This window comes from Verrucosispora sp. ts21, assembly GCF_002879555.1.
Taxonomy (GTDB): domain Bacteria; phylum Actinomycetota; class Actinomycetes; order Mycobacteriales; family Micromonosporaceae; genus Micromonospora; species Micromonospora gifhornensis.
Window position 1 is genome coordinate 11578 of record NZ_PNOZ01000065.1, and the last position, 20261, is coordinate 31838.

General features: G+C 70.2%; 22 protein-coding genes and 1 tRNA gene. 12 read left to right on the top strand and 11 right to left on the bottom strand.

Annotation, left to right across the window (positions count from 1 at the left end; all coding sequences use genetic code 11):
- Positions 1-19 precede the first annotated feature (19 nt).
- Entirely contained in the window at positions 20-2389 is a 2370-nt protein-coding gene (locus tag C1A38_RS23515) for a glycoside hydrolase family 65 protein (RefSeq protein ID WP_102659906.1), read from the top strand.
- Between the two features lie 90 nt (positions 2390-2479).
- A complete protein-coding gene (locus C1A38_RS23520; protein ID WP_102659907.1) occupies positions 2480-2968 on the top strand; it encodes a GNAT family N-acetyltransferase in 489 nt (162 codons plus the stop codon).
- Here the strand turns inward: C1A38_RS23520 and C1A38_RS23525 are convergent.
- The 3 genes from C1A38_RS23525 to C1A38_RS23535 form a co-directional block, all read right to left on the bottom strand.
- A complete protein-coding gene (locus C1A38_RS23525; RefSeq protein WP_102659925.1) occupies positions 2951-3418 on the bottom strand; it encodes a DUF8243 domain-containing protein in 468 nt (155 codons plus the stop codon). The genes C1A38_RS23520 and C1A38_RS23525 overlap by 18 nt on opposite strands.
- A gap of 124 nt (positions 3419-3542) precedes the next feature.
- Entirely contained in the window at positions 3543-4058 is a 516-nt protein-coding gene (locus C1A38_RS23530; protein WP_102659908.1) for a DUF3592 domain-containing protein, read from the bottom strand.
- A gap of 35 nt (positions 4059-4093) precedes the next feature.
- Positions 4094-5251, bottom strand: coding sequence for an FAD-dependent oxidoreductase (locus C1A38_RS23535; protein WP_233196984.1), 1158 nt, complete (start codon positions 5249-5251; stop codon positions 4094-4096).
- A 100-nt stretch (positions 5252-5351) separates the two neighbouring features.
- Between C1A38_RS23535 and C1A38_RS23540 the strand changes: the two genes are divergently transcribed.
- From C1A38_RS23540 to C1A38_RS23555, 4 genes are all read left to right on the top strand, one after another.
- Positions 5352-5948, top strand: a complete 597-nt coding sequence (locus tag C1A38_RS23540) for a TetR/AcrR family transcriptional regulator (protein WP_102659910.1) — start codon at positions 5352-5354, stop codon at positions 5946-5948.
- 183 nt (positions 5949-6131) lie between these two features.
- Positions 6132-8201 (top strand): hypothetical protein, encoded by a 2070-nt coding sequence (locus tag C1A38_RS23545; RefSeq protein ID WP_146017617.1) that lies wholly within the window; start codon positions 6132-6134, stop codon positions 8199-8201.
- Positions 8202-8288: 87 nt separating this feature from the next.
- Positions 8289-8567, top strand: coding sequence for a type II toxin-antitoxin system Phd/YefM family antitoxin (locus C1A38_RS23550; RefSeq protein ID WP_102659912.1), 279 nt, complete (start codon positions 8289-8291; stop codon positions 8565-8567).
- Positions 8564-8974, top strand: coding sequence for a type II toxin-antitoxin system VapC family toxin (locus C1A38_RS23555; RefSeq protein ID WP_102659913.1), 411 nt, complete (start codon positions 8564-8566; stop codon positions 8972-8974). Before C1A38_RS23550 ends, C1A38_RS23555 begins: the two co-directional genes overlap by 4 nt.
- Positions 8975-9447: 473 nt before the next feature.
- On the opposite strand, the gene C1A38_RS32650 is transcribed toward C1A38_RS23555, so the two are convergent.
- The gene (locus tag C1A38_RS32650; RefSeq protein WP_502696952.1) at positions 9448-9627 is read right to left on the bottom strand and encodes a hypothetical protein; all 180 of its coding nucleotides are present in this window, start codon (positions 9625-9627) and stop codon (positions 9448-9450) included.
- A gap of 487 nt (positions 9628-10114) precedes the next feature.
- Between C1A38_RS32650 and C1A38_RS23570 the strand changes: the two genes are divergently transcribed.
- Entirely contained in the window at positions 10115-10339 is a 225-nt protein-coding gene (locus tag C1A38_RS23570) for a winged helix-turn-helix domain-containing protein (RefSeq protein ID WP_102659916.1), read from the top strand.
- Between the two features lie 350 nt (positions 10340-10689).
- Here the strand turns inward: C1A38_RS23570 and C1A38_RS30965 are convergent, their stop codons facing one another.
- Both C1A38_RS30965 and C1A38_RS23575 read right to left on the bottom strand, forming a co-directional pair.
- A complete protein-coding gene (locus C1A38_RS30965) occupies positions 10690-11247 on the bottom strand; it encodes a hypothetical protein (protein WP_146017618.1) in 558 nt (185 codons plus the stop codon).
- A gap of 866 nt (positions 11248-12113) precedes the next feature.
- Positions 12114-12185 (bottom strand) — tRNA-Lys (locus C1A38_RS23575).
- Between the two features lie 179 nt (positions 12186-12364).
- On the opposite strand from C1A38_RS23575, the gene C1A38_RS31990 reads away from it, so the two are divergent.
- From C1A38_RS31990 to C1A38_RS23585, 3 genes are all read left to right on the top strand, one after another.
- A complete protein-coding gene (locus C1A38_RS31990) occupies positions 12365-12550 on the top strand; it encodes an anthrone oxygenase family protein (RefSeq protein ID WP_233196985.1) in 186 nt (61 codons plus the stop codon).
- Between the two features lie 29 nt (positions 12551-12579).
- Positions 12580-12759 (top strand): anthrone oxygenase family protein, encoded by a 180-nt coding sequence (locus C1A38_RS31995; RefSeq protein WP_233196986.1) that lies wholly within the window; start codon positions 12580-12582, stop codon positions 12757-12759.
- A gap of 65 nt (positions 12760-12824) precedes the next feature.
- Positions 12825-13907, top strand: a complete 1083-nt coding sequence (locus tag C1A38_RS23585) for an NAD-dependent epimerase/dehydratase family protein (protein ID WP_102659917.1) — start codon at positions 12825-12827, stop codon at positions 13905-13907.
- 5 nt (positions 13908-13912) lie between these two features.
- On the opposite strand, the gene C1A38_RS23590 is transcribed toward C1A38_RS23585, so the two are convergent.
- The 3 genes from C1A38_RS23590 to C1A38_RS23605 all read right to left on the bottom strand — a co-directional run bounded on the left by C1A38_RS23590 (position 13913) and on the right by C1A38_RS23605 (position 16675).
- The gene (locus C1A38_RS23590) at positions 13913-15118 is read right to left on the bottom strand and encodes a hypothetical protein (RefSeq protein WP_502696953.1); all 1206 of its coding nucleotides are present in this window, start codon (positions 15116-15118) and stop codon (positions 13913-13915) included.
- A gap of 49 nt (positions 15119-15167) precedes the next feature.
- Entirely contained in the window at positions 15168-15860 is a 693-nt protein-coding gene (locus C1A38_RS23595; RefSeq protein WP_043719317.1) for a hypothetical protein, read from the bottom strand.
- Between the two features lie 95 nt (positions 15861-15955).
- Entirely contained in the window at positions 15956-16675 is a 720-nt protein-coding gene (locus C1A38_RS23605) for a PP2C family protein-serine/threonine phosphatase (protein WP_102659919.1), read from the bottom strand.
- Between the two features lie 62 nt (positions 16676-16737).
- Here C1A38_RS23605 and C1A38_RS23610 point away from each other — a divergent pair, with 62 nt between their 5' ends.
- Positions 16738-17814, top strand: coding sequence for a helix-turn-helix domain-containing protein (locus tag C1A38_RS23610; RefSeq protein WP_199180304.1), 1077 nt, complete (start codon positions 16738-16740; stop codon positions 17812-17814).
- A 167-nt stretch (positions 17815-17981) separates the two neighbouring features.
- Here the strand turns inward: C1A38_RS23610 and C1A38_RS23615 are convergent, their stop codons facing one another.
- A complete protein-coding gene (locus tag C1A38_RS23615; RefSeq protein WP_233196987.1) occupies positions 17982-18569 on the bottom strand; it encodes an XRE family transcriptional regulator in 588 nt (195 codons plus the stop codon).
- Positions 18570-18637: 68 nt separating this feature from the next.
- Here C1A38_RS23615 and C1A38_RS23620 point away from each other — a divergent pair, with 68 nt between their 5' ends.
- Entirely contained in the window at positions 18638-19849 is a 1212-nt protein-coding gene (locus tag C1A38_RS23620) for a benzoate/H(+) symporter BenE family transporter (protein ID WP_102659928.1), read from the top strand.
- Between the two features lie 24 nt (positions 19850-19873).
- On the opposite strand, the gene C1A38_RS23625 is transcribed toward C1A38_RS23620, so the two are convergent.
- The gene (locus tag C1A38_RS23625) at positions 19874-20248 is read right to left on the bottom strand and encodes a hypothetical protein (protein ID WP_102659920.1); all 375 of its coding nucleotides are present in this window, start codon (positions 20246-20248) and stop codon (positions 19874-19876) included.
- Between the last annotated feature and the right edge of the window lie 13 nt (positions 20249-20261).

Sequence of the window (20261 nt, forward strand, 5' to 3'; positions counted from 1 at the left end):
ACCGCTTCAGGAGGCGTAGTTGCAGCGCACAGCCGAACGCTCGTCCGCACCCGACGAGCGCTGGCGGATCCGGCGTACCCACGACGACCTGGACCGGCTTGGCGAGACCGAGTCGGTGTTCGCGTTGAGCAACGGCTGGCTGGGCTGGCGCGGTGCCCTCGACGAGGGCCGGCCGTGCGACATGCCGGGCAGCTACCTCAACGGCTTCCACGAGCGGCGCAAGCTGAACTACCCCGAGGACGGTCACGGCTTCCCGCAGCTGTCCGACACGGTGATCAGCGCACCGAACGCCACCCTCGTCCGGCTCTGGGTCGACGGCGAGCCACTTGACGTACGCACCGGGACGCTGCACCACCACGAGCAGGTCCTCGACCTGCGCGCCGGGGTGCTGGAACGGCTCACCGAGTGGACCTCGCCCGGCGGACACACGGTGCGGATACGCAGCACCCGACTGGTGTCACTGCTGCGCCGCCGCGTCGGTGCCGTCGAGTGGACGGTGGAAGCCCTGCACGGGCCGGTCGAGCTGAGGATCTGCGCCGACCTGCTGGCCAACGAGCGGGTGGAGGACCGCGCCGACGACCCACGAGCCGCCGCCGTCATCGACGATCCGCTTGTCGGCGAGGCGCAGCACCTCGACGGCAGCGCCGGGGTGCTGGTGCACCGCACCGAGCACAGCGGTCAGCGGGTCGCCGTCGCCGTGGCACACCACCCGACGGCACCGGACCACGTCACCAGCAGCGCGGACGCGACCGAGGACCGGATCCGGTTCAGCCTCACCGGCGTCCTTCAGCCCGGAGAGCGGGTCACGCTTGCCAAGTTCGCGGCGTACGAGTGGCAGCCGGTCGACGGCTCGTCGCCGGATGACCTCGCCGACCAGGTGATGACCGACGCGCTTGCCGCTCGCGCCGACGGCTTCGCCGCGCTGCGCGCCGAACAACGCGCGGCCCTGGACGCCGCCTGGCGTACCGCCGACGTGCTCCTCGACGGTGACGACAAGTTGCAGGTGGCGATCCGCTTCGCGATGTTCCACCTGATCCAGGCGGGCCGCCCCGACGGCGACCGGACCATTCCCGCCAAGGGGCTGACCGGCAACGGCTACGACGGGCACGTGCTCTGGGACACCGAAGGCTACGTCCTGCCGGTGCTCACCTACGTCGCGCCGGAGGTGGCCCGATCGGCGTTGCGCTGGCGGCACGCGCAGCTGCCGCAGGCCCTCGAACGCGCGGCGGAGTTGCGGCTGACCGGGGCAACCTTCCCGTGGCGCACCATCGGGGGACAGGAGTGTTCCGGCTACTGGCCCGCCGGTACGGCCGGGTTGCACGTCAACGCCGACATCGCCGACGCGGTGCTGCGCTACGTCGCGGCCACCGGCGACGACGACCTCCTCGCCGGCCCCGGACTGGAACTGCTGGTGGCCACCGCCCGGCTGTGGGCCGGCTTCGGGCACTACACCGACGACGGTCGCTTCCACATCGTCGGGGTCACCGGTCCGGACGAGTACTCGGCGCTTGTCGACGACAACCTGTTCACCAACCTGATGGCCCGGCGGAACCTGCGCGGTGCCGCCGACGCGGCGCAGCGCCACCCGGAGGCGGCGACCCGGTTGGGCGTCGACCCGGCGGAGGTGACCGCCTGGCGGGCCGCGGCCGACGCGATGACCGTGCCGTACGACGCCAAACGCGGGGTGCACCAGCAGTCCGCCGGCTTCACCGAACAGCCGGAGTGGGACTTCGCCGGCACCAGCGAGGACGACTACCCCCTCCTGCTGCACTTCCCCTACCTGGAGCTGTACCGGCACCAGGTGGTCAAGCAGGCCGACCTGGTGTTGGCCATGCAGCGCTTCCCCGGCGAGTTCGCAGCCGAGGAGAAGGCCGCCAACTTTGCCTACTACCAGGCCCGGACCGTTCGCGACTCGTCACTGTCGGCCAGCCCGCAGGGCGTGCTCGCCGCCGAACTGGGCCACCTCGATCTGGCGTACGACCTGTTCACCGAGTCGGTGTTGCAGGACCTGGAGGATCTCGGCGACAAGACCGGCGACGGCCTGCACCTGGCGTCGCTGGGCGGTGCCTGGCTGGCCCTGGTGCAGGGCTTCGGCGGGATGCGCGACGACCGCGAACTGCTGTCCTTCGACCCCCGGCTGCCGGACCGGATCGAGCGGCTGGCATTCAGCCTCTGCTGGCACGGGCACCGGCTGCTGGTCACCCTCACCGCCGACGACGTCCGCTACGAACTGCCCGACGCGCCCACCGGCGCCACCGTCGAGCTGTGGCATCACGGCGAGCGGTTGCGGGTGAGCGCCGGCGAGCCGGTGACGCGCCCGATGCCTGCGGTGCCCGACTTCGGCGCCGAACCGCCCTCCCCGGACGGGCGCCGCCCGCAGGGGCGGTAAGGAAGGGCACCTTATTAACGCCTCCGGTAGAGGAAGGGCCCCTTATTAACAACTCGGCGTGCCGACGGCAAGCCGCGTTAGGGTGCGCGGGTGCCCGAACTGGAACGGCTGACCGCCGAGCACGCGGACCCGCTGCTGGCCTTCGAACGCGACAACCGCGCGTGGTTCGCCGCCTCGGTGCCGGATCGGGGCGACGACTACTTCGCCACGTTCGCCGACCGGCACGCCGCCCTGCTCGCCGAGCAGGCCACCGGGCGCTGCCACTTCCACGTACTGGTCGACCAGGGGGAGGTGCTGGGCCGGTTCAACCTGGTCGACGTGGCCGACGGCGAGGCCGAGCTGGGCTACCGGGTGGCGCAGCGCGCCGCCGGGCGCGGGGTGGCCACGGACGGCGTACGCCGGGTGGCCGCTCTCGCCCGTCAGGCGTACGGGCTGTGTCGGCTGACCGCCGTGGCCACCCTGGACAACCCCGCCTCGCTGGCGGTGCTCCGGCACACCGGGTTCACCCCGACTGGTGAAGTGTCGATCGACGGTCGTCCGGGGCTGCGGCATGTGCTGTCGCTACTCGCCGACGACTGAGCCGCCCGCCATCCGCTCCCGTACGGCCGTCAGCTCCTCGAAGGCGTACGCCCAGTTGTGGCACTTGAAGCTGCGCAGGCCCTCGATCGGGGTGCGGCAGTCGGCGCAGCGGACGCCCGCGATGGCGTCGGGGAGGCCGGTGTTGACGTAGCGGCGCTCGCCCAGGATCACCGTGGCGATCATCATCGGATCGTGCACGCCCTTCAAGGCGGAGGAGACGATGTCGTACCAGCTGATCCGGCGATCGCACTTCGGGCAGTCCGGCTGGTCGCCGCTTACCCACAGCGGAGCACCGATGGTGCGCGGCGGCATGTTCAGCAGCTTCTCGATCCGCCGTACGTCCGTCTCCGGGGTGGTCCAGCGGTGCCGGCCCGGCAGCGAGGCGGGTGAGTCGTAGACGGCCTGGAACAGCTCGGGGTCGACCTCGACGGTCTCGCGTTCGCTGGTCACGGCGTACCTCCCGGGGTTGTCGACGCCCTCACCGTGGCCACCGGCGGGCAACGGGCACAACCGGATCAACGACACGGCACCCCTACCGGCGTCGGCAGCACCGACCTGCTGAGAGGAACCCGGGTCAGGCGAAGTGGTGTCCGGAACGCCAGTCCTCGGCGTTCTGCCGCCACACCGACCGGGTACGCCAGAGCAGCACGCCGCCGCCGACCCCGAACATCACCGTCACGGCGATGACGACCACGGGCTCCAGGTAGCCGGCACCGATCCGTACGTCGCGGACGTTGCGTCGTGGATCGGCGGGGTCGTACCGCACGGTGGCGACGTCACCGACCTGCGGTTCCGGGCTCCACCTGTAGTCGGTGACCTCCGCGACGACCTGGCGGCCCTCGGCGGTGGTGAAGGCGACAAGCACGTACGAGTTCCTGCCCTGCGCATGCACCTCGCGTACGGTCGCCTCGGCCTGCACACCGTAGTTGTCCAGCCGATGGGTCCGGTGGATCGACCGCACCTCAAGCGGCACGATCACCGCCAGCAAGGCGACAAGCAGCACGATTCCGGTCAGCGGGTGGCGCATCCAGTAGCCGGGCAGCCAGCGGCTGCGCAGCCTGCGCGGCTTCCGCCGATCCCGCCAACCCACACTGCAATCCTGCCCGCCCCCGACAACCGGACGCGTCAGCGGTTCTGCCGTTCGACCGCGCGCCGCAGCACACCACGTACGCCGGGCAGGGTGATCGCGCGCATCGTGACGTCGTTCAGCCACACGTGGACACGGCTCGGTGGGGCGTACTGGTGCATGCCGCGACGGGCGAGTGCCTGCCGCTTGACGACCTCCGGTCGTAGCGCGGCTTCCCAACCGGCGAGGGCGGTACGGATGTCCTGGTCGGGCCGGCTCAGGGCGGTGCCGAGCCGGTCCGCGCCGGCCAGGGCGAGGGCGGCCCCGTGCCCGGCGAAGAGGGTGACGCACCAGGCCGCGTCGCCGAGCAACACCACCCGACCGTCGCTCCACCGGGGCATGACCACCTGGCTGACCTGGTCGAAGTAGGCGCCGGCGGGATCGGCGGCCAACTGCCGCAACGCCTCGGGCACCCCGGCGGCGAGGTCGGCGAAGGTCGCCCCGACGGCCTCGACCGCGCCACGAGCCACCTCCAGCCCCGGATCCTCGCAGCGGTAGGTGAAGAACGCCGAGGATCTGCCGGGCCCGAGGTTGATGATCGCTGCCGTCCGGCCGGGCCCGATGAAGGTCGTCGCGGACGACTCGGGCACCTCCGCCACCGGCTCGGCGAGGGGGACCGCCGCCACCACGTACGGCAGGTCGACCCGGTACTGCGCACCGAACACCGACGTCCGGGTGGCGGAGTGCACCCCGTCGGCGCCGACCAGCAGGTCGGCCTCCTCGGTGCTGCCGTCGCCGAGCGTGACCCGTACCCGGTCGGCATCCTGCTCGATCGCGGTGACGGTGGTGCCGAAGCGGAACTCGGTGTGCTCGCGGGCCACGTCGTACAGCGCGGCTTCCAGGTCGCCCCGGAACACCGTCATGGCGCGCGGGCCGAGGGTGGCCTCGGCGAGGGCCGCCGGCACGGTGAACTTCGGCCGACCGTCCGCGCGGACCAGCACGGTGGAGAAGGAGCCCAGCGCGCGGTCGGAGAGTGCGGGCAGCAGGTCGAGTCGCTGCGCGGCGTCGTACCCCGACCCGAGCAGGTTCACCAGGTAGCCGCTGCTGCGCCGGCCCGGGGCCCGCTCCACCACTGTCGTGCGCCAGCCGTCGCGGCCGAGCCGCGCCGCCGCGGCCAGACCGGCGATGCCCGCGCCGACGATCACCGCTCGCCTCATGCGGTATCCCTTCCCAAGAATGAGCGTACGCTCAAATAGTATGAGCATCTGCTCATACGAGGCAACTGAAGCCGTCCGGCCTGGGCCTAAGATCAGAGGCATGCCGCGCGGAGTCGCCACCCCCGAGCCTCGGCAGCAGCTCTTCGCCGCCGTGGAGCGCGTCGTCGTCGGCGAGGGGCCGAGCCGGCTCACCAGCCGGGCCGTGACCCGCGAGGCCGGCGTCGCCACCGGGCTGCTGTTCAGCCACTTCACGAACTTCGACGACTTCCTCGTCGGCTACGCGGTCGACCGCAGCTTCCAACTCGCAAGCGCAGTGGCCGGGCTCCCGACCCGCGCCGGCAGCGCGACGGTCACCGAGAACCTCAGCGAGATCGGCCAAGCACTCCCGCTGGACGCGCTTGTGACGATGACCCGGCTGATGGCGTACCGACCCGGCATCACCGCCGGCGTCGAAGCGGTGCTCGGCCCCGGCAGCGCCGGCCTGCAACCGGTCGAGCGGGCGATCGCCCGCTACCTCGCCGCCGAGCAGCAGTTGGGCCGGGTGCCCGCGAGCGCCGACTCGGAGGCGCTGGCCCTGATCGTGACCGCAGTGCTGCACCACCTGCTGCTGACCGACGGCACCAGCCCGCTGGCCGCCGGCCGACTTCACCGCGCCATCGCGGCACTCACCGACGGATTCCCCACCGTCGCCCAGTGACCACAGCGCGATGACGCTCAGGGCCTGACCGCACCAGATCCACAGCCATGCGCCCCGCAGCGGGCACACATCTGCCTTGCCCGTACCGTCTGGCGTCTGTCAATATCATCTGCCCGGGTGATCATCGCCCGGTCGGTACATGGGGGACAGATGCGCATCGGCTCGCGCTCAACTCGACGGATCGTGGCACTGCTGACGGTGGCCGCACTCGGCAGCTCCGGAGGTGCCGTAGCGGTGGTCGCACCCGCCTCGGCAGCCGGGCCCACACTGCAATCCGCGCAGACCGTACGCCCACCGGCGGTGTCGTCGGACGAGTATCCGATGTATCCCAACTCGCCCAACCTCGACTACAGCATCGGGATGGCGGGCACCTTCCGCTTCCTGACGTACGGCACCGACACGGTGGCCTTCGCCTGGCGGCTCGGCGACGACGGCCCCTCCGGCACCGTCCCGGCCGTCGATCGCCTGGGGTACGCGTCGATCACCCCCACCCAGGCAGGCCTTCAGACGCTCTACGTCCGGGACGTGACCCCCGAGGGTCCGCAACCGAGCGAGACCGCCTACGCGTTCAAGGTGGACGACGGCCCACGGCTTGTTGATCGCGGCGAGGACGGCGCGGAGTTGGTGGTCGGCGAGTCGCGGACGGTGCGCCTGCGGCCGGGTCGACCGGACGTCGTCTCCTACACCTACAGCCTGCGCGACCGGGTGCACAAGACGTACTACACCGGCACGGTGGCCGCGCGCCCGGACGGGACTGCGGACCTCACCTGGACAGCCGTCCACCACGAGATCGCCAATCTCCTGGTGCACAGTGTCAGCGCCGACGGCACCGTCTCCGCCAGCCGGTACGTCTCCTATTCCGTCGACGGTGCGGCGCCCACCGTGTCGCGCATCCCCGGCGTGGGCTGGGTGACACCGACCACCTTCATCGCCCGTACCCGCATGGCGAACCCCGTCGAGTACGTGGTCACCATCAACTCCGACCAGAACAGCCGACAGATCCTGACGCCGGCAGCCGACGGCAGCGCCACCTTCCAACTCCTGCCCACCGTCAGGGGCACCCACTACATCAACGTCTTCGCCCGCAACGCCGCCGGTGTGCAGACGGGCAGCGCCATCATCCTCTGGTCGGTTTCCAACCGTCCGGAGGTAACCTCGACCGACTTCCCGTCGAACGGCGTCGGCCGGGTATGGCCCGGCACCTTCACCTTCACCGCCGGCATGCCTGGCACGACGGAGTTCCGGTACCGGATCAACGGCGCTCCGTCGGTCGCGGTCCCCGCCGGCCCGGACGGAACGGCGACCGTGTCCTGGACGCCGCCGACGGACGGCGCCCACGAGGTGCTGCTCTGGAGTGTGACTGCCACCGGCAGCACCTCCGATGTCACCGAACACCGCTTCCAGCTCAAACGCCGCCTGATCGCCCTCGACCACGTCACCCCGGGTTCGGTGACCACCGGCGAGGTGCACCTGCTGGAGCTGACCGGCTATGGCATGCACAAGCAGGACCTCATCGAGGTCATCCCCTCCGACGGCAAGCCGGTACCCGCGCAGGTCCACCACCTGACCGGCGGCGGCGCGATGATGCTGGTCCACGCCGACCTGACCGGCGTGGCGACCGGTCCGGCCACGGTACGGCTCACCCCGCACGACGAACTCGGTAGCTCGGTGACGTGGGCCAGCAGATTCCAGATCGTCGCACCGCCCGCGCCCAAGGCCACCAAGCTGCCGGCGATCACCGGCACGGTCGCCGTCGGCAGCACCGTGAAGGCCAGCACCGGGACCTGGACGCCCAGCGCCACGTCGTACAAGTACCAGTGGGCGGCGAACGGCACCGCGATCAAGGGCGCCACCAGCGCATCACTCAAGATCACGGCCGCGCTGCTCGGCAAGAAGCTCACGGTCACCGTGACCGCCATCCGGACCGGTCACCCGAACGGCAAGGCCACCTCGAAGACCACCGCCGCGGTCGCCAAGGGCAAGGCCCCCAAGGCAACGAAGAAGCCCAAGATCAGCGGTACGCCCAAGGTCGGCCGGAAGGTCAAGGCCCTGGTCGGCACCTGGTCGCCGAAGGCGGACTCCTACAAGTACGAGTGGCGGCTCAACGGAAAGCTGATCAAGGGAGCGACCGGCAAGACGCTGAAGCTGACCTCGAAGATGCGCGGCAAGAAGCTCACCGTCACGGTGATCGCTCGCAAGGCCGGCCACAGCAACGGCAAGGCCACCAGCGCAAAGGTCACCGTACGCCGCTGACCCTGAACGGGCCCTGGTTGGCTAACAGGCAGCCCGGACGACGTCAGAAGCTAGAACTGTAGAACATGTGGTTCTACACTCGTAGTCATGGAACGTATCGGTGTCCGGGAGCTGAACCAGAACACGAGCCAGGTGTTGGCTCGGGTGAGTGGCGGCGAGACCGTCGAGATCACCGATCGCGGACACCCGATCGCCCGACTGGTTCCGGTGGGCGACGACAGGTCGGTGCTGGCCAAGTTGGTAGCGGCGGGGCGAGCCGTCGCCCCCACCGGCGGGGGCTCTGTTCCGCTTCCACCGAAGCTCGGTGACGAGAGCGTGGATGTGGCCGCCTCGCTCGCTGCCATGCGGGACGAGGAACGCTGGTGATCTACCTCGATTCAGCTGCCGTCATCAAGCTGGTTCGACAGGAGATGTGCAGCGCCGACCTTGTCTCCTGGCTCAACAAGCACGACGACGTGCCGCTGGTTTCCTCCGCTCTCGTTGAGGTGGAAGTGCCCAGAGCGCTGCGCCGATCAGCTCCGCAAGCTTTGATCGGAGTGCCGGCGGCCGTCGGACGGCTGTTCCGAATGGAGATCGACAGCACGGTCCGGGCGACCGCAGCCGCGTTCGCTGAGCCGACACTCCGCAGCCTTGACGCCATCCACCTGGCCACCGCCCAGGTACTGACCAACGAGTCCGGCACGGCGCTCACCGCCTTCGTCACCTACGACCGGCGGCTGCTCGAATGCGCCAAGGCGGCTGGGCTGCCCGTAGCAAGCCCCGGCCAGAACTGACCCACAAATCCACCATCCTGTGCGGAGTCCGGCCGTACGGCAGCGCGGCCATGACATCGGCCGTGGTCTGCGCTTCTGCTTGCACCCCCGTATGGGTATCCGTTCGGAGTGAGCCGCCAGGGACTCGGACCTGAACCTATGGATTGCTGGCGGCTTGGCCTTCTGCGGTGTGGTTCGAGGTCATCCGGGCTGCTGGCGCGCTTCTCGGTCCGGTTCGGCTGGCACGGTTGCTGTACTTCGCTGCTGTACTGCTGGCGGCTGTCTGGTCCAGCCGATGAAGCGTCGGTGCAGCGCGCCGGCGGGTGCCCAGGGCATGTCCTCGGCGGCCTGGACGAGATAGGCACCCAGGTAGAGGGCCAGCGATACGGGCGCGTCGGCGTACTCCGCGCGTAGCTCTCGCCGTCGGGTCGGGCAGGGCCAGGGTAGGTCGCAGCCGCCGCAGCTCCAGATCGGCATCACCGGGCCGTGGGTGGTCACCGCACACCGCCCAGAAACCGGGCGACGCTCGTGCGGGCCTGCCGGCTGGTCGCCCATTCCACCTGCCAGCACGGGTACGGAGCCAGCCGCGCCCACCAGGCGCGGCAGCCGACGCACATGCCGTCGAGCCCTCGGACGTGTACGGCGAGGATTGCGTACTCCTGGTCGTTTCTCACTGCGCCTCCTCTCCCGGCCAGTGGCCACGGTTGATGGGGATGCGGTGCCGGGCGTGGCAGGGCAGATCGGCTCCACAGCGACAGATCCGCCCCCACTTCTGCCAGGACCAGACCGGCCGATGCCGCCGAGCAAGGGTGAGGGCTACCGCTAGGACGTACTCGTCGTAGGACACGCGCCCTTTGTTCTCCGACCTCTGCTGCCAAGGGCCGGTACCCCGGGCAGCGCGGCCGGCACCTGGTGTCGAAACACTCGCATCGTTCGGTCCGGTCACCGTGCCTCCCGCCGACGCCTGGGTCCGTGGGCACCCCGTCACCCGTGCCCGGAGACAGGGCACCCACGGCAGAGCACCCGGCCGCCAAGCTGGGTAGCCCCACGAGCAACTTAGGACGCAATGTGCGCAGGGTCAACAGCTACGACACATAGCGTTGTAAGTTGAGCCCGGGATGTGGTCTGCTTGCACCAGCCGCCAAGCTGGGAGCACCACCTATGTCTGAAGCTGCCTACCTACAGGTCGCCCGAGATATCCGCGAGCAGATCAGCTCTGGACAGTTGAACCCAGGCGACAAGTTGCCCTCGTTCGCTGCCCTCTGCGAGCACTACAAGGTCAGCAACACGGTCATCCGCGCCTCGATGCTCCTGCTCAAAGCCGAGGGCTTGATCGACGGCCGACAGGGCAAGGGCGTCTACGTCGCCAACCCTCTGCCCAGGTAGGGCCGCGTTCATACGCCGAGCCCGACGTACACGTCCGGCAAAGGCCTTCCGGCGTTACCACTGGCAGCCCAGACCGACCTTCGCTGGGGGGAGCCGGACACTCCGTGTCGGCTCGTGCCGATCATTGCCGACCAGTGCGCTTGAGTAGCTGACGCTAGGCGTCCTCTGCTGCCTCGTGTCCACCTGGATCAAAGGCTTGCTGCTTCATTGCCGCCTTCGGCTCTTGCCTGAACGCGACTCATCGGGCTTGACGCTCTTGAACCTCGATCAGACGAGCCGACGGCCGTGGACAAGGAATGAAGAGGTGCCGGGGGGAAGGGGACGTATTCCCTCCCCCGGCGCAGGACTATCTAGCCAAGCTTCTCAGTGTGAACCCAGTAGGTATTCCGGAGGCGGGTGAAATCGAAGTCCCTGCCCTGGGGGGTGCGACGAACAGTTAGGAGGGAATGGGCTTCGAGTTCGGCGCGCGCTCTGGTCCAGCTGTCTTCAGAGAAACCGTACCTCTCCTTCTGGTGGCTGGTCAGCCATGGCGGATTCGCCTCCACTCTGTTGCTTCGCATGTCTCGAAATACGAACAAGAAAGCCACCGCGATCGCGGGCAGTCGATAGACCCACTCGTTTTCCCAAAAGCCAATCGGCATGTTGATCCACCACCGCCCCCGCCATCCGTAAGGTTTACCGTTTCCTGAAGGGCTGCGGAGTGTGACGTGCGGTGGCACCCCAGGCCGGCGATCCACTTTGATCAGAGCCGCCTTTTCGAGCCAACTGTGGGCATCGGCAACGCGGCGAGCGCCGTTACCCACCGGGTCGGGCAAGGCAAGCATCTCAGCCCACCGGCGGGCGGGCACGTTCTTGATGTCATGAGGTGCCCTCACGGCCAGCATCGTCATTGTCAGATAGAGCTTCAACCTGACCTCTCCGCCGCGGCCGCCTTGCAGCATCCGGGCCAGGGGCGGAACAGAACTCAGGCTGTCGTCACGCAGGAACTCAGGCGGGAATTGGACCTGCCGCCTCTGCGATCTCTCGATCGCCCTCTTGAGCAGCCGGCGGCCTTCCGGGGTAGGCGCACTCGTCGACGGTGTTGACATTGCCATGCCTTCGTGAAGGAGAAACCAGTGGTAGCAGGGGTGCAGGGTGTCCTGGGGGTACTGGCCATTCCTACCTTATAACTTCCTGGCGCAACGGCTGGGTGCCCCTGTCACCATCCCTGAGTATCCCCGCTTCACTTGGGGTTCAGTACCGGGTGTAACTCCGTTTGTTTCCCCGCAGCTAGGGCTAATTGACCCTGCTTGACCTGCAGTTATGCCTTGAGGATCATCGAACTTAAGCATGCAGGCGGGTGAGCCGTGTGCGAGCGCCCGGGGCCTCCGGAACGGAAAGAGGGGGTGGATGGTCTGCCCGGACCATCCACCCCAGCGCCCCAAGTAGTGCCTGGTGAGAGACCTAGAAGGGGAACAACCGCATGGTAAGGCAGAGCGATGATCAGCAGAAACACGTCGGGCAACGCTCCCGGCGACGACGGCTGCGTGATGAGTTGAAGAGCATCATCAAGGCCGTAACACTCGTCGCCCGCGTGGTTGTGGCGATCGCGGCGCTTGCAAGGTGGCTCGACCACTAGCGCCGGTTGAAGCCATCCCGTCTGCCCTCGACCCGCCCTCTTGGGGAGCGGGCTGCCGCCCGGCCTGCCACGTCAAGCGGACCTTGACGCCCGTTCGGACGCTGGCGGGTCCGGCGGTGGTCCGCCCCCGGCAAGGACCGCTGAGCTCGAGCGGAGTGGGCCGCCAGGGACTCGAACCCTGAACCTATGGATTAAAAGTCCACAGCTCTGCCATTGAGCTAGCGGCCCGCGGCCCACAGGCTACCTGACCCCCGTGGCCCGGCGCGCGATGCTCAGGCCCTTCAGGCACGCACCCGACGGCCGGATCAGGTCCGACGGGAGCCACCCCAGGACGGCGACGCCACCGGCGATTCGCATCCGGGTGGCAGGATCGGGCCGGTCGGCACTGCGACGCGGGGAGGGTGGGCATGCCGGAGTCGATCCGCATCGTCGTACTGGCTGGGGGGACGTTCAGTACCGGGCTGGTGGCGGGGCTGTTCTTCGCGTACGCCTGCTCGGTGATGCCGGGTCTGGGGGCGACCGACGATCGGACCTTGATCGGTGCCATGCAATCGATCAACCGCAAGATCCTCAACGGTTGGTTGTGGCACTGATCTGCCATTCGATCACCTTCGCTGTAACGATGCGGTCGAACGTGCCGCTCAACAATCAGTTGGACGCCGCCAGGTCGGTCGACGGGACCACCGACCTGGCGGCGATCCGACGTCGGTTCGAGGGGCCCTGGGTGCGGTGGAACCTGGTCCGGACGATCAGTTCGGTCGCCGCCTTCGCCTGCCTGATCGGTGCCCTGCTCGCCCGCTGAGGTGTCTGCCGAAGGCGCCGACACGGCGCGTGGTTGAAAAGCCACTTAACGGGTACGGACCGGGCATGCGCATCGTGGTGGTGGGGGCGAGCGGGAACATGGGTACGGCGCTGCTGCGCCGGTTGCGGCGCGAGCGCGACGTCCAGATGGTGGGGGTGGCGCGGCGGCTGCCCCATGCGGGGGCCGGTGAGCCGTACGACGGGGTGCGGTGGCACTCGTGTGACATCGGTCTGCCGGGTGCAGCGGACGAGTTGACCGGGGTCTTCGCCGGGGCCGATGCGGTGGTGCATCTGGCCTGGCAGATCCAGCCCAGCCACGACCAGCACGTGTTGCGCCGGACCAACGTGGACGGCAGCCGGGCGGTGGTCGACGCGGTGTTGCGTGCTGGGGTGCCGGCTCTGGTGTACGCCTCGTCGGTCGGCACGTACGCGCCGGGGCCGAAGAACGCGCCGGTGAGCGAGCGCTGGCCTGCGACCGGGGTGGTCGAATCGTCGTACAGCCGGGACAAGGCGGCGGTGGAGGAGATGCTCGACGGGATCGAGCGGACCCATCCGGGGTTGCGGGTGGTGCGGCTGCGGCCCGGGCTGATCTTTCAGCGGGAGGCGGGCACCGAGATCGCCCGGTACTTCCTCGGGCCGCTGGTGCCGGTGCGGCTGCTGCGGTACGGGCGGCTGCCGCTGGTGCCGGCCAACCGGCGGCTGCGGATGCAGGCGGTGCACGCCGACGACGTGGCTGACGCGTACGCCCGGGCGATCCTGGGTGATGTGCGCGGCGCCTTCAACGTCGCTGCGGACCCGGTGCTGACCCCGGAGCTGGTGGCCCGGCACTTCCACGGCTGGACGGTGCCGGTGGCCGCCCCGGTGCTGCGCGCCGCCGCGGCGCTGACCTGGCGGACCCGGCTGCAACCGATCGACGCCGGCTGGGTGGAGCTGGCGATGAACGTACCGCTGATGTCCAGCCACCGGGCCGAGACCGAGCTGGGCTGGCGGCCCCGGGTCAACGCGGTCGACGCCCTCAAGGAACTCGTCGCCGGCATGGCCGAACGTGCCCACACCGACAGCCCGCCGCTGTCCGCCACACCCACCCTGCCCGGTCGCCCGGCCGGGCTCGTCCGGGCCCGCCCGGCCGGTCACAGCAACCCCTACTGACGGGGTCAGCGCAGGGTGGAGCGGGTGAATGCGGGTTTGCCGGAGCCCAGGTAGAAGATGCCCGGGTAGGTCTCGAAGCCGTGGCTGGGGTTACGGCGCAGGGTCGAATCCTCGATGCGGAGCGTGCCGGTGCGGTTGTTGCTGACGAAGAAGATCGCGCCGCCACCCTCCTTCGCGTCGTTGCCCTCGATGGTGGTGCCGGCGATGCGTACCGAGAACTCGTTGCCGTCGCAGTAGATCGCGCCGCCGCTGCCGCCGCCGGGGGTGCCGGAACGTGCCGGGTTGGCGCCCTCGCCGACCGCCGCGTTGTCGCGCAACGTGCTGTTGAGCACCACCCAGGAGACACCGATGCTGCTCAGCGCGCCGCCGTTGGCGCAGGAGCCGCCGACGAAGGTGCTGCCGACCACGTACACCGGCTGGTCGTCGTGCTGGTCGAGGACCCGGATGGCGGCGCCACCCAGGTCCGGGCCCCTCCGGTCGCAGCGGTTGTCGACGAAGCGCGAGTTGACCACCTTGAACCGGCCGCCCCGGACGAAGATCGCCCCACCGCCGCCGCCGTCGGTGCGCTGGCCGGTGGCGTCGCCGTCGGCGAAGGTCAGGTTCTGCACGGTCAGCCGGGGATGGTCCTGGTTCTGGCAGTGCGAGGTGGTCCAGCCCTGCAACGCGTCGCAGGTGTTCATGTAGAGGATGCGGCGTCGGCCCTGACCGCTGAGGGTGACCTTGCCGCCGCCGTCGAGGACCACCTGCGGGCCGTTGGCGTTGCGCACCTTGGCCGTCGCCGTCATCTTGATGGTCACCGGGTCGGGGCCGCAGTCGAAGGTGATGATGCCGCCGGCCGCCACCGCCCGGACCACCGCCGCCGAGGTGCAGCTGGCCGGGGTGCCGGTGCCGACCGTACGGGTCGGCCGCGAGGTGTCCACCGCCCGTCCCGCCGCCGGCACGGCCACCGCACCGCCTGACGGTTTGCGGCCACCGCCGGTGGGTGTCGCCGAGGGCACCGCGCTGGCGCTGCGGGAGGGGCTGGCGCTGGCCGTCTGCGGCACGTCCTGCTCGCCCTGCTCGGCGGCGACCGCGCTCGGTGTGTCGGGTGCCGCGTCGACCGCCGGTGGTTGGCCGCTGCGCGGATCGGCGCTGGGCACGGACGGCCCACAGGCGGACAGGACGGTGACTGTGACGCCGAGTACGACCACGGCGGGGGATCTCAGACGCACTTTGGTGATGTTAGGCGGTGAATGGCGACAAATCTGCCCCCGGCGTCGCTCAGGTGAGCGGTACGTGATGCAGATGCCGGCGACGCCGCAGCCGGACGCCGAACACACCCGCCACCGTCACGATCAGCAGCGCGGTGACCAGCACGGCGTGCAGCAGACCCCGGGTCAGGTAACCGCCGTCGGCGTGGTCCACCGCCCAGGTGGCGATCTCCCGACTGGACCAGAACGGGGTCAGCTTCGATCCGGGACTGGCCGGGTCGAGCAGCATCTGCATGGCCACGACGGTGAGCAGCAGCAGGGTGCCTTCCAGCTCGCGGGGGAGCAGGGCACCGATCAGCATGCCGAACGGTGCCGCCACGGCCACGCAGCAGAGCATCGCCATCGCGATCCCGGCGTACCGCAGGTTGTTCGCGTCGACGACGGTGAGCAGGAAGAACGGCACCGAGACAGCCAACCCGAGCAGCCACAGGCCGAGCATCCGACCGACGTAGAGGTGGTGCGGGCGGTAGCCGGCCAGCCGCAGCCGGGGTTCCAGCTCGCGGGCGGCGCTGGTGGCGAAGAGCGCCGCCGTGCTCACCGCCCAGCTGATGCCCAGCAGCAGCGCGCGGATCGACTGCCCGACGTAGGAGTCCCGCCGGATCAGCCAGAAGACGAAGGGCATCAACAGCAGAAGCAGCAGTACGCCCCGACGCCGGGCCAGTTCCCGCAACGTCATCTCGGCCACGGTGAGCATCGGCTTCATCGGTGGCCTCCCGGGTTGCCGGTGGTCAGATCGAGCACGACGTCGACCCGGTCGAGTTGGTTGAGCAGGTGGGTGACCGGCGGATGCGGTAGGCCTCAGTCGTCGACCACGTCGGAGATCACGACTGTGACGTTGTCGGGCGCACCGGCCTGGTGGGCGAGCTTGACCAGTTGCTCGCCGCACTGGTGACGGTCGGCGTGCAGCCCCAGGGTGGCCGCGATCGCGTCGTCGGTCACATAGTCGGAGAGCCCGTCGCTGCACAGCAGCAGCCGGTCACCGGCGGTGACCGTCAACACCCCCATCGTCGGCGGCGCGTCCGCGCCCTGCACCGCTCGGGTCACCAGGGAACGCTGCGGGTGGTGCCGCGCCTGGTCCCGTGTCAACGCCCCCTGGTCGACAAGCGCCTGCACGAACGTGTCGTCACGGGTCAACTGGGTCAGTCGACCGTCGCGGAGCAGGTAGCAGCGGGAGTCGCCGACCTGGGCCAGCACCAGCGTGTTCCCGGCGAGCAGGGCCGCGGTCAGGGTCGTACCCATGCCGTCGCGGGCCGGGTCGGCGACGATCGCGGCATGGATGCGTTGGTTGGCCGTGCTCACCACCGCCCGCAACGCGTCGGCAGCGGCGTCCGGTGCGGTGGGCGGGATCAGCTCGTCCAGGATCCGGATGACGATCTCGCTGGCCACCTCACCGGCAGGAAGTCCACCCATGCCATCGGCCACCGCCACGAGGCGCTCGCCGGCGAGCGCGGAGTCCTCGTTGTTGGTCCGAACCAGGCCGATGTCGTTGAGGATGGCCGAGCGGAGGATCAGCGTCATGGGTCAAGCTTGCCAAGAAGACAGGTCCCGCGTCTCTACGCACTACTGCGTAGGGTTGAGGAATGTTGCCGGTGTCCATGGTCGGGCGCGTCGGTGAGCTCGCTGAGCTGGGCCGAGCGTGGTCCACCGTGGTGGACGGTCACCGCCGGTCACCGGCTGTCGCGGTCGTCACCGGAGGCGCGGGCGTGGGCAAGAGCCTGCTGGTCGCCGCCGCCCTGGACGGCTTCACGCCCCGGCCCGACGTGGTGCTCAGCGGCGCCGCCCGGGTGCACAGTCCCGCCCCGTACGACTGGTTGGCCGCCGTACTGAGCGGACGCGATACCAGCCGACTCGATCTTCCGGCCGACGCGCTGGCCTGGCTCGCCCAGCAGCCCACCGCGCCGCGTGAGCGCTACGCCCCCGGCACCCTGCTCCGGCTGGCCGTCCGGACCGTCCGGACGCTGGTCGGCACCGGCCCGGCCGTGCTCGTGGTCGAGGACCTGCACGCGCTGGACCCGGCGAGCCTCAACCTGATCGGCGAACTCGCCACCGCCGACGGACTGCCGGCCCTGCTGATGGTCGCGACCAGGCCCGCGGCACACGCGGTCGCACCCGCCCTCACCGGCCGCATCCTGGCCCGCCTCTGCGGGGTACGCGGCGTCGTGCGCCAGCATCTCGGCCCGCTGCGCCCCGCCGAGGTCGCCGAGGTGCTGGAGCAGGTGTACGCCGGGGCGGCCGCCGACGCCCGGCTGGTGCACCGGGTCTGGCAGCACACCGGCGGCAACCCGTATGCCCTCACCGAACTGCTCGCCGCCCACACCGACGACGATCCCGGCACGCTGCTCGCCCCGACCGACCCCGCCCCCTCCCCAGCCACTGCCGCTCCTGCCGTTCCTGGGCCTCGGGTCGCTGCGGCTGTCGAGTTGACCGGTCGGGAGGCCGAGGTGCTCGACTGCCTGGTCGCCGGGATGTCCAACAAGCAGGTGGCCCGCGCCCTCGGCATCTCGGTCCGGACGGTCACGGTGCACGTGTCGAACCTGCTGCGCAAGACCGGTGCGGCCTCCCGTACCGAGGCGGCGCTCTGGGCCGTACGCCAGCAGTTCACCGCCACCCCACCCACCGCCGGACTCGCCGCACCCGCCGCTAGCCGCGACGGCTGAGGCGCTGATCAACTCCGTTTCGGCGATATGGCGGTATCCCGCTGCTCCGTATACCGCCGTTTCGGCGAAACGGTGCGCGGCTGCTGCCGACGCTCACCCCGGCGAGCGCGGCGACCTCCTCCCAGGGACGGCCATGACCTGCGGACCCGTCGGTCGGACTGTGGCCGCTACTTCCGGGGGTAGCGCAGGAGCAGGCTGGCCGTGACCTCCTCGTCGCCGACGGCGGCGTACACGTGTGGGACGTCGGAGGCCCAGCGGAGGTGCCCGCCGGCGGCGGCGGTCAGCGGGGCGTCCACCGGGCCGGCGCGCAGCACTCCGGTGAAGACCGTGACATGTTCGGTGACCCCGGCCTGGTGCGCGGGGGAGAGTTGGCCCGGGCCGGGTGCGACCCGCATCCGGTACAGCTCGTAGGTGACGTCGGAGTCCTCGAACACCTCCAGCAGGGTGGCGCTGACCGCGGCCCCGCGCACGGTCGCCCCGCTCGCCGGTGCGGAGAGTACGGCGGTCAGTGGTACGCCGAGCTGAGCGGTGATCGCGTACAGCGTCTCCAGGGTGGGGTTGCGGGTGCCGTTCTCCAGTCCGGAGAGGGTCGCCTTGCCCACCCCGGCCTGTCGGGCCAGCGCGGACAGCGAGATCCCCCGCGCTTCGCGCAGGGCCCGGACCCGGCGACCGATCGCCGCGGGATCGTCGTCGGGCGCGGCGGGCTGACCAGGGGCGTTGGCCGTCAGGGGGCCTGGTGCGGGTGAGTACGGCACCCCGCTATCGTGCTACACAACGCTGTTCCGTAAACGGAACGATCGGGGGGTGGGGTATGGCGGGTCGCATGCAACCGGTGCTGGCGGGCGGGGTGGCAGCGCTTGTCGGGTTCGCCAGTTCGTTCGCTGTGGTCCTGGCCGGACTGCGGGCCGTCGGGGCCACCGAGAGTCAGGCTGCCTCGGGACTGCTCGTACTCTGCCTGGTTTCCGGCCTTTGCGCCGCCTGGCTGGGCCTGCGCCACCGGCTGCCGATGAGCGTGGCCTGGTCTACGCCCGGCGCGGCGCTGCTGGTGGCCACCGGCCCGATGCCCGGCGGCTGGCCGGCCGCGGTCGGCGCGTTCCTCGTCTCGGGGCTGCTGATCGTGGCCGCAGGCCTCTTCCCGGTGCTGGGCCGGGCCGTCGCGGCGATTCCCAAACCGATCGCCGGGGCGATGCTCGCCGGAGTACTGCTGCCACTGTGCACCGCGCCGGTCCGCGCGCTCGTCGAGGTGCCCCTGCTGGCTGCCCCGGTGCTGGTGTGCTGGCTGGTACTGCACCGCTTCGCCCGCCCCTGGGCGGTGCCCGGGGCGCTGGTGGTGGCAGCCGGCGTGATCGCACTGACCACCTCGGGCGGCGGCGGTGGAGGACTGCGCCCGGTGATCGAGGTGACCGTGCCGCAGTGGAGCCTGCCGGCGATGATCGGATTGGCGCTGCCGCTGTTCGTGGTGACCATGGCCGCGCAGAACGTGCCCGGCACGGCCGTACTTGTCGGCTACGGCTATCGGCCGCCACTCGGCTCGGCGCTGCGGGCCACCGGGTTGGCCAGCCTCGTCGCCGCGCCGGCCGGTGGACACGCGGTGAACCTGGCCGCGATCACCGCCGCCCTCGCCGCCGGGCCGGACGCCCACCCCGATCCGAATCGTCGGTGGATCGCCTCGGTGACGAACGGTGTCGGGCTGGCCCTGCTCGGGCTGGGAGCCGGCGCGGTCACCACCCTGGTCGGCTGGGCCCCGCCGGTGTTGATCGAGGCGGTCGCCGGGCTGGCCCTGCTCGGCGCCCTGGCCACCTCGCTGACCTCGGCGCTGGCCGACCCCGACGCCCGGGAGGCGGCCGTCGTCACCCTTGTCGTCACCGCCTCCGGCGTATCACTGGCCGGCATCGGCGGCGCATTCTGGGGACTGATCGCCGGCTGCCTGATGCTTGTGATCTTCCGCCGCCGCTCCACCACCCCGCCCACTCCCATGCCATCCGCGCCGACCGCGCCGCGCCAGGAAAGTGTTGATCACGCGATCGGCCGCTAGCTCAGCGCCGACCGGAGGTGGGGGTCACTCCTCGGCGGGGAGGTCGGCGGTCAGGGCTTCGAGGAGAACCTCGTTGTCGGTGACGGAGGCGATCTGGTCGGCGAGCACGTAGACGGCGCCGGTGGGTACCAGGTCGGTGGAGACCTTGAGATAACCGGTACGCAGTAGTCGGGCGGCCAGGTCGGCGGGGACGTCCGGCTCCTCGGGGGTGGCGGACTCGATCAACTCGTCCAGACTGCCGCCCGGATCGGCGGTCGGCGTCTGCACCGTCACCGCGTTCGGGTCACCCCGCTGCACAAGATCGACGGTCCCCACGTCCCGCCCCGCGACATCCACCACCCGCATCCCCGTGGTCACCCGCGAAACGATCGCCTGCTGATTGATCCCCTGCTGCTCCATCCCCCACCCCTTC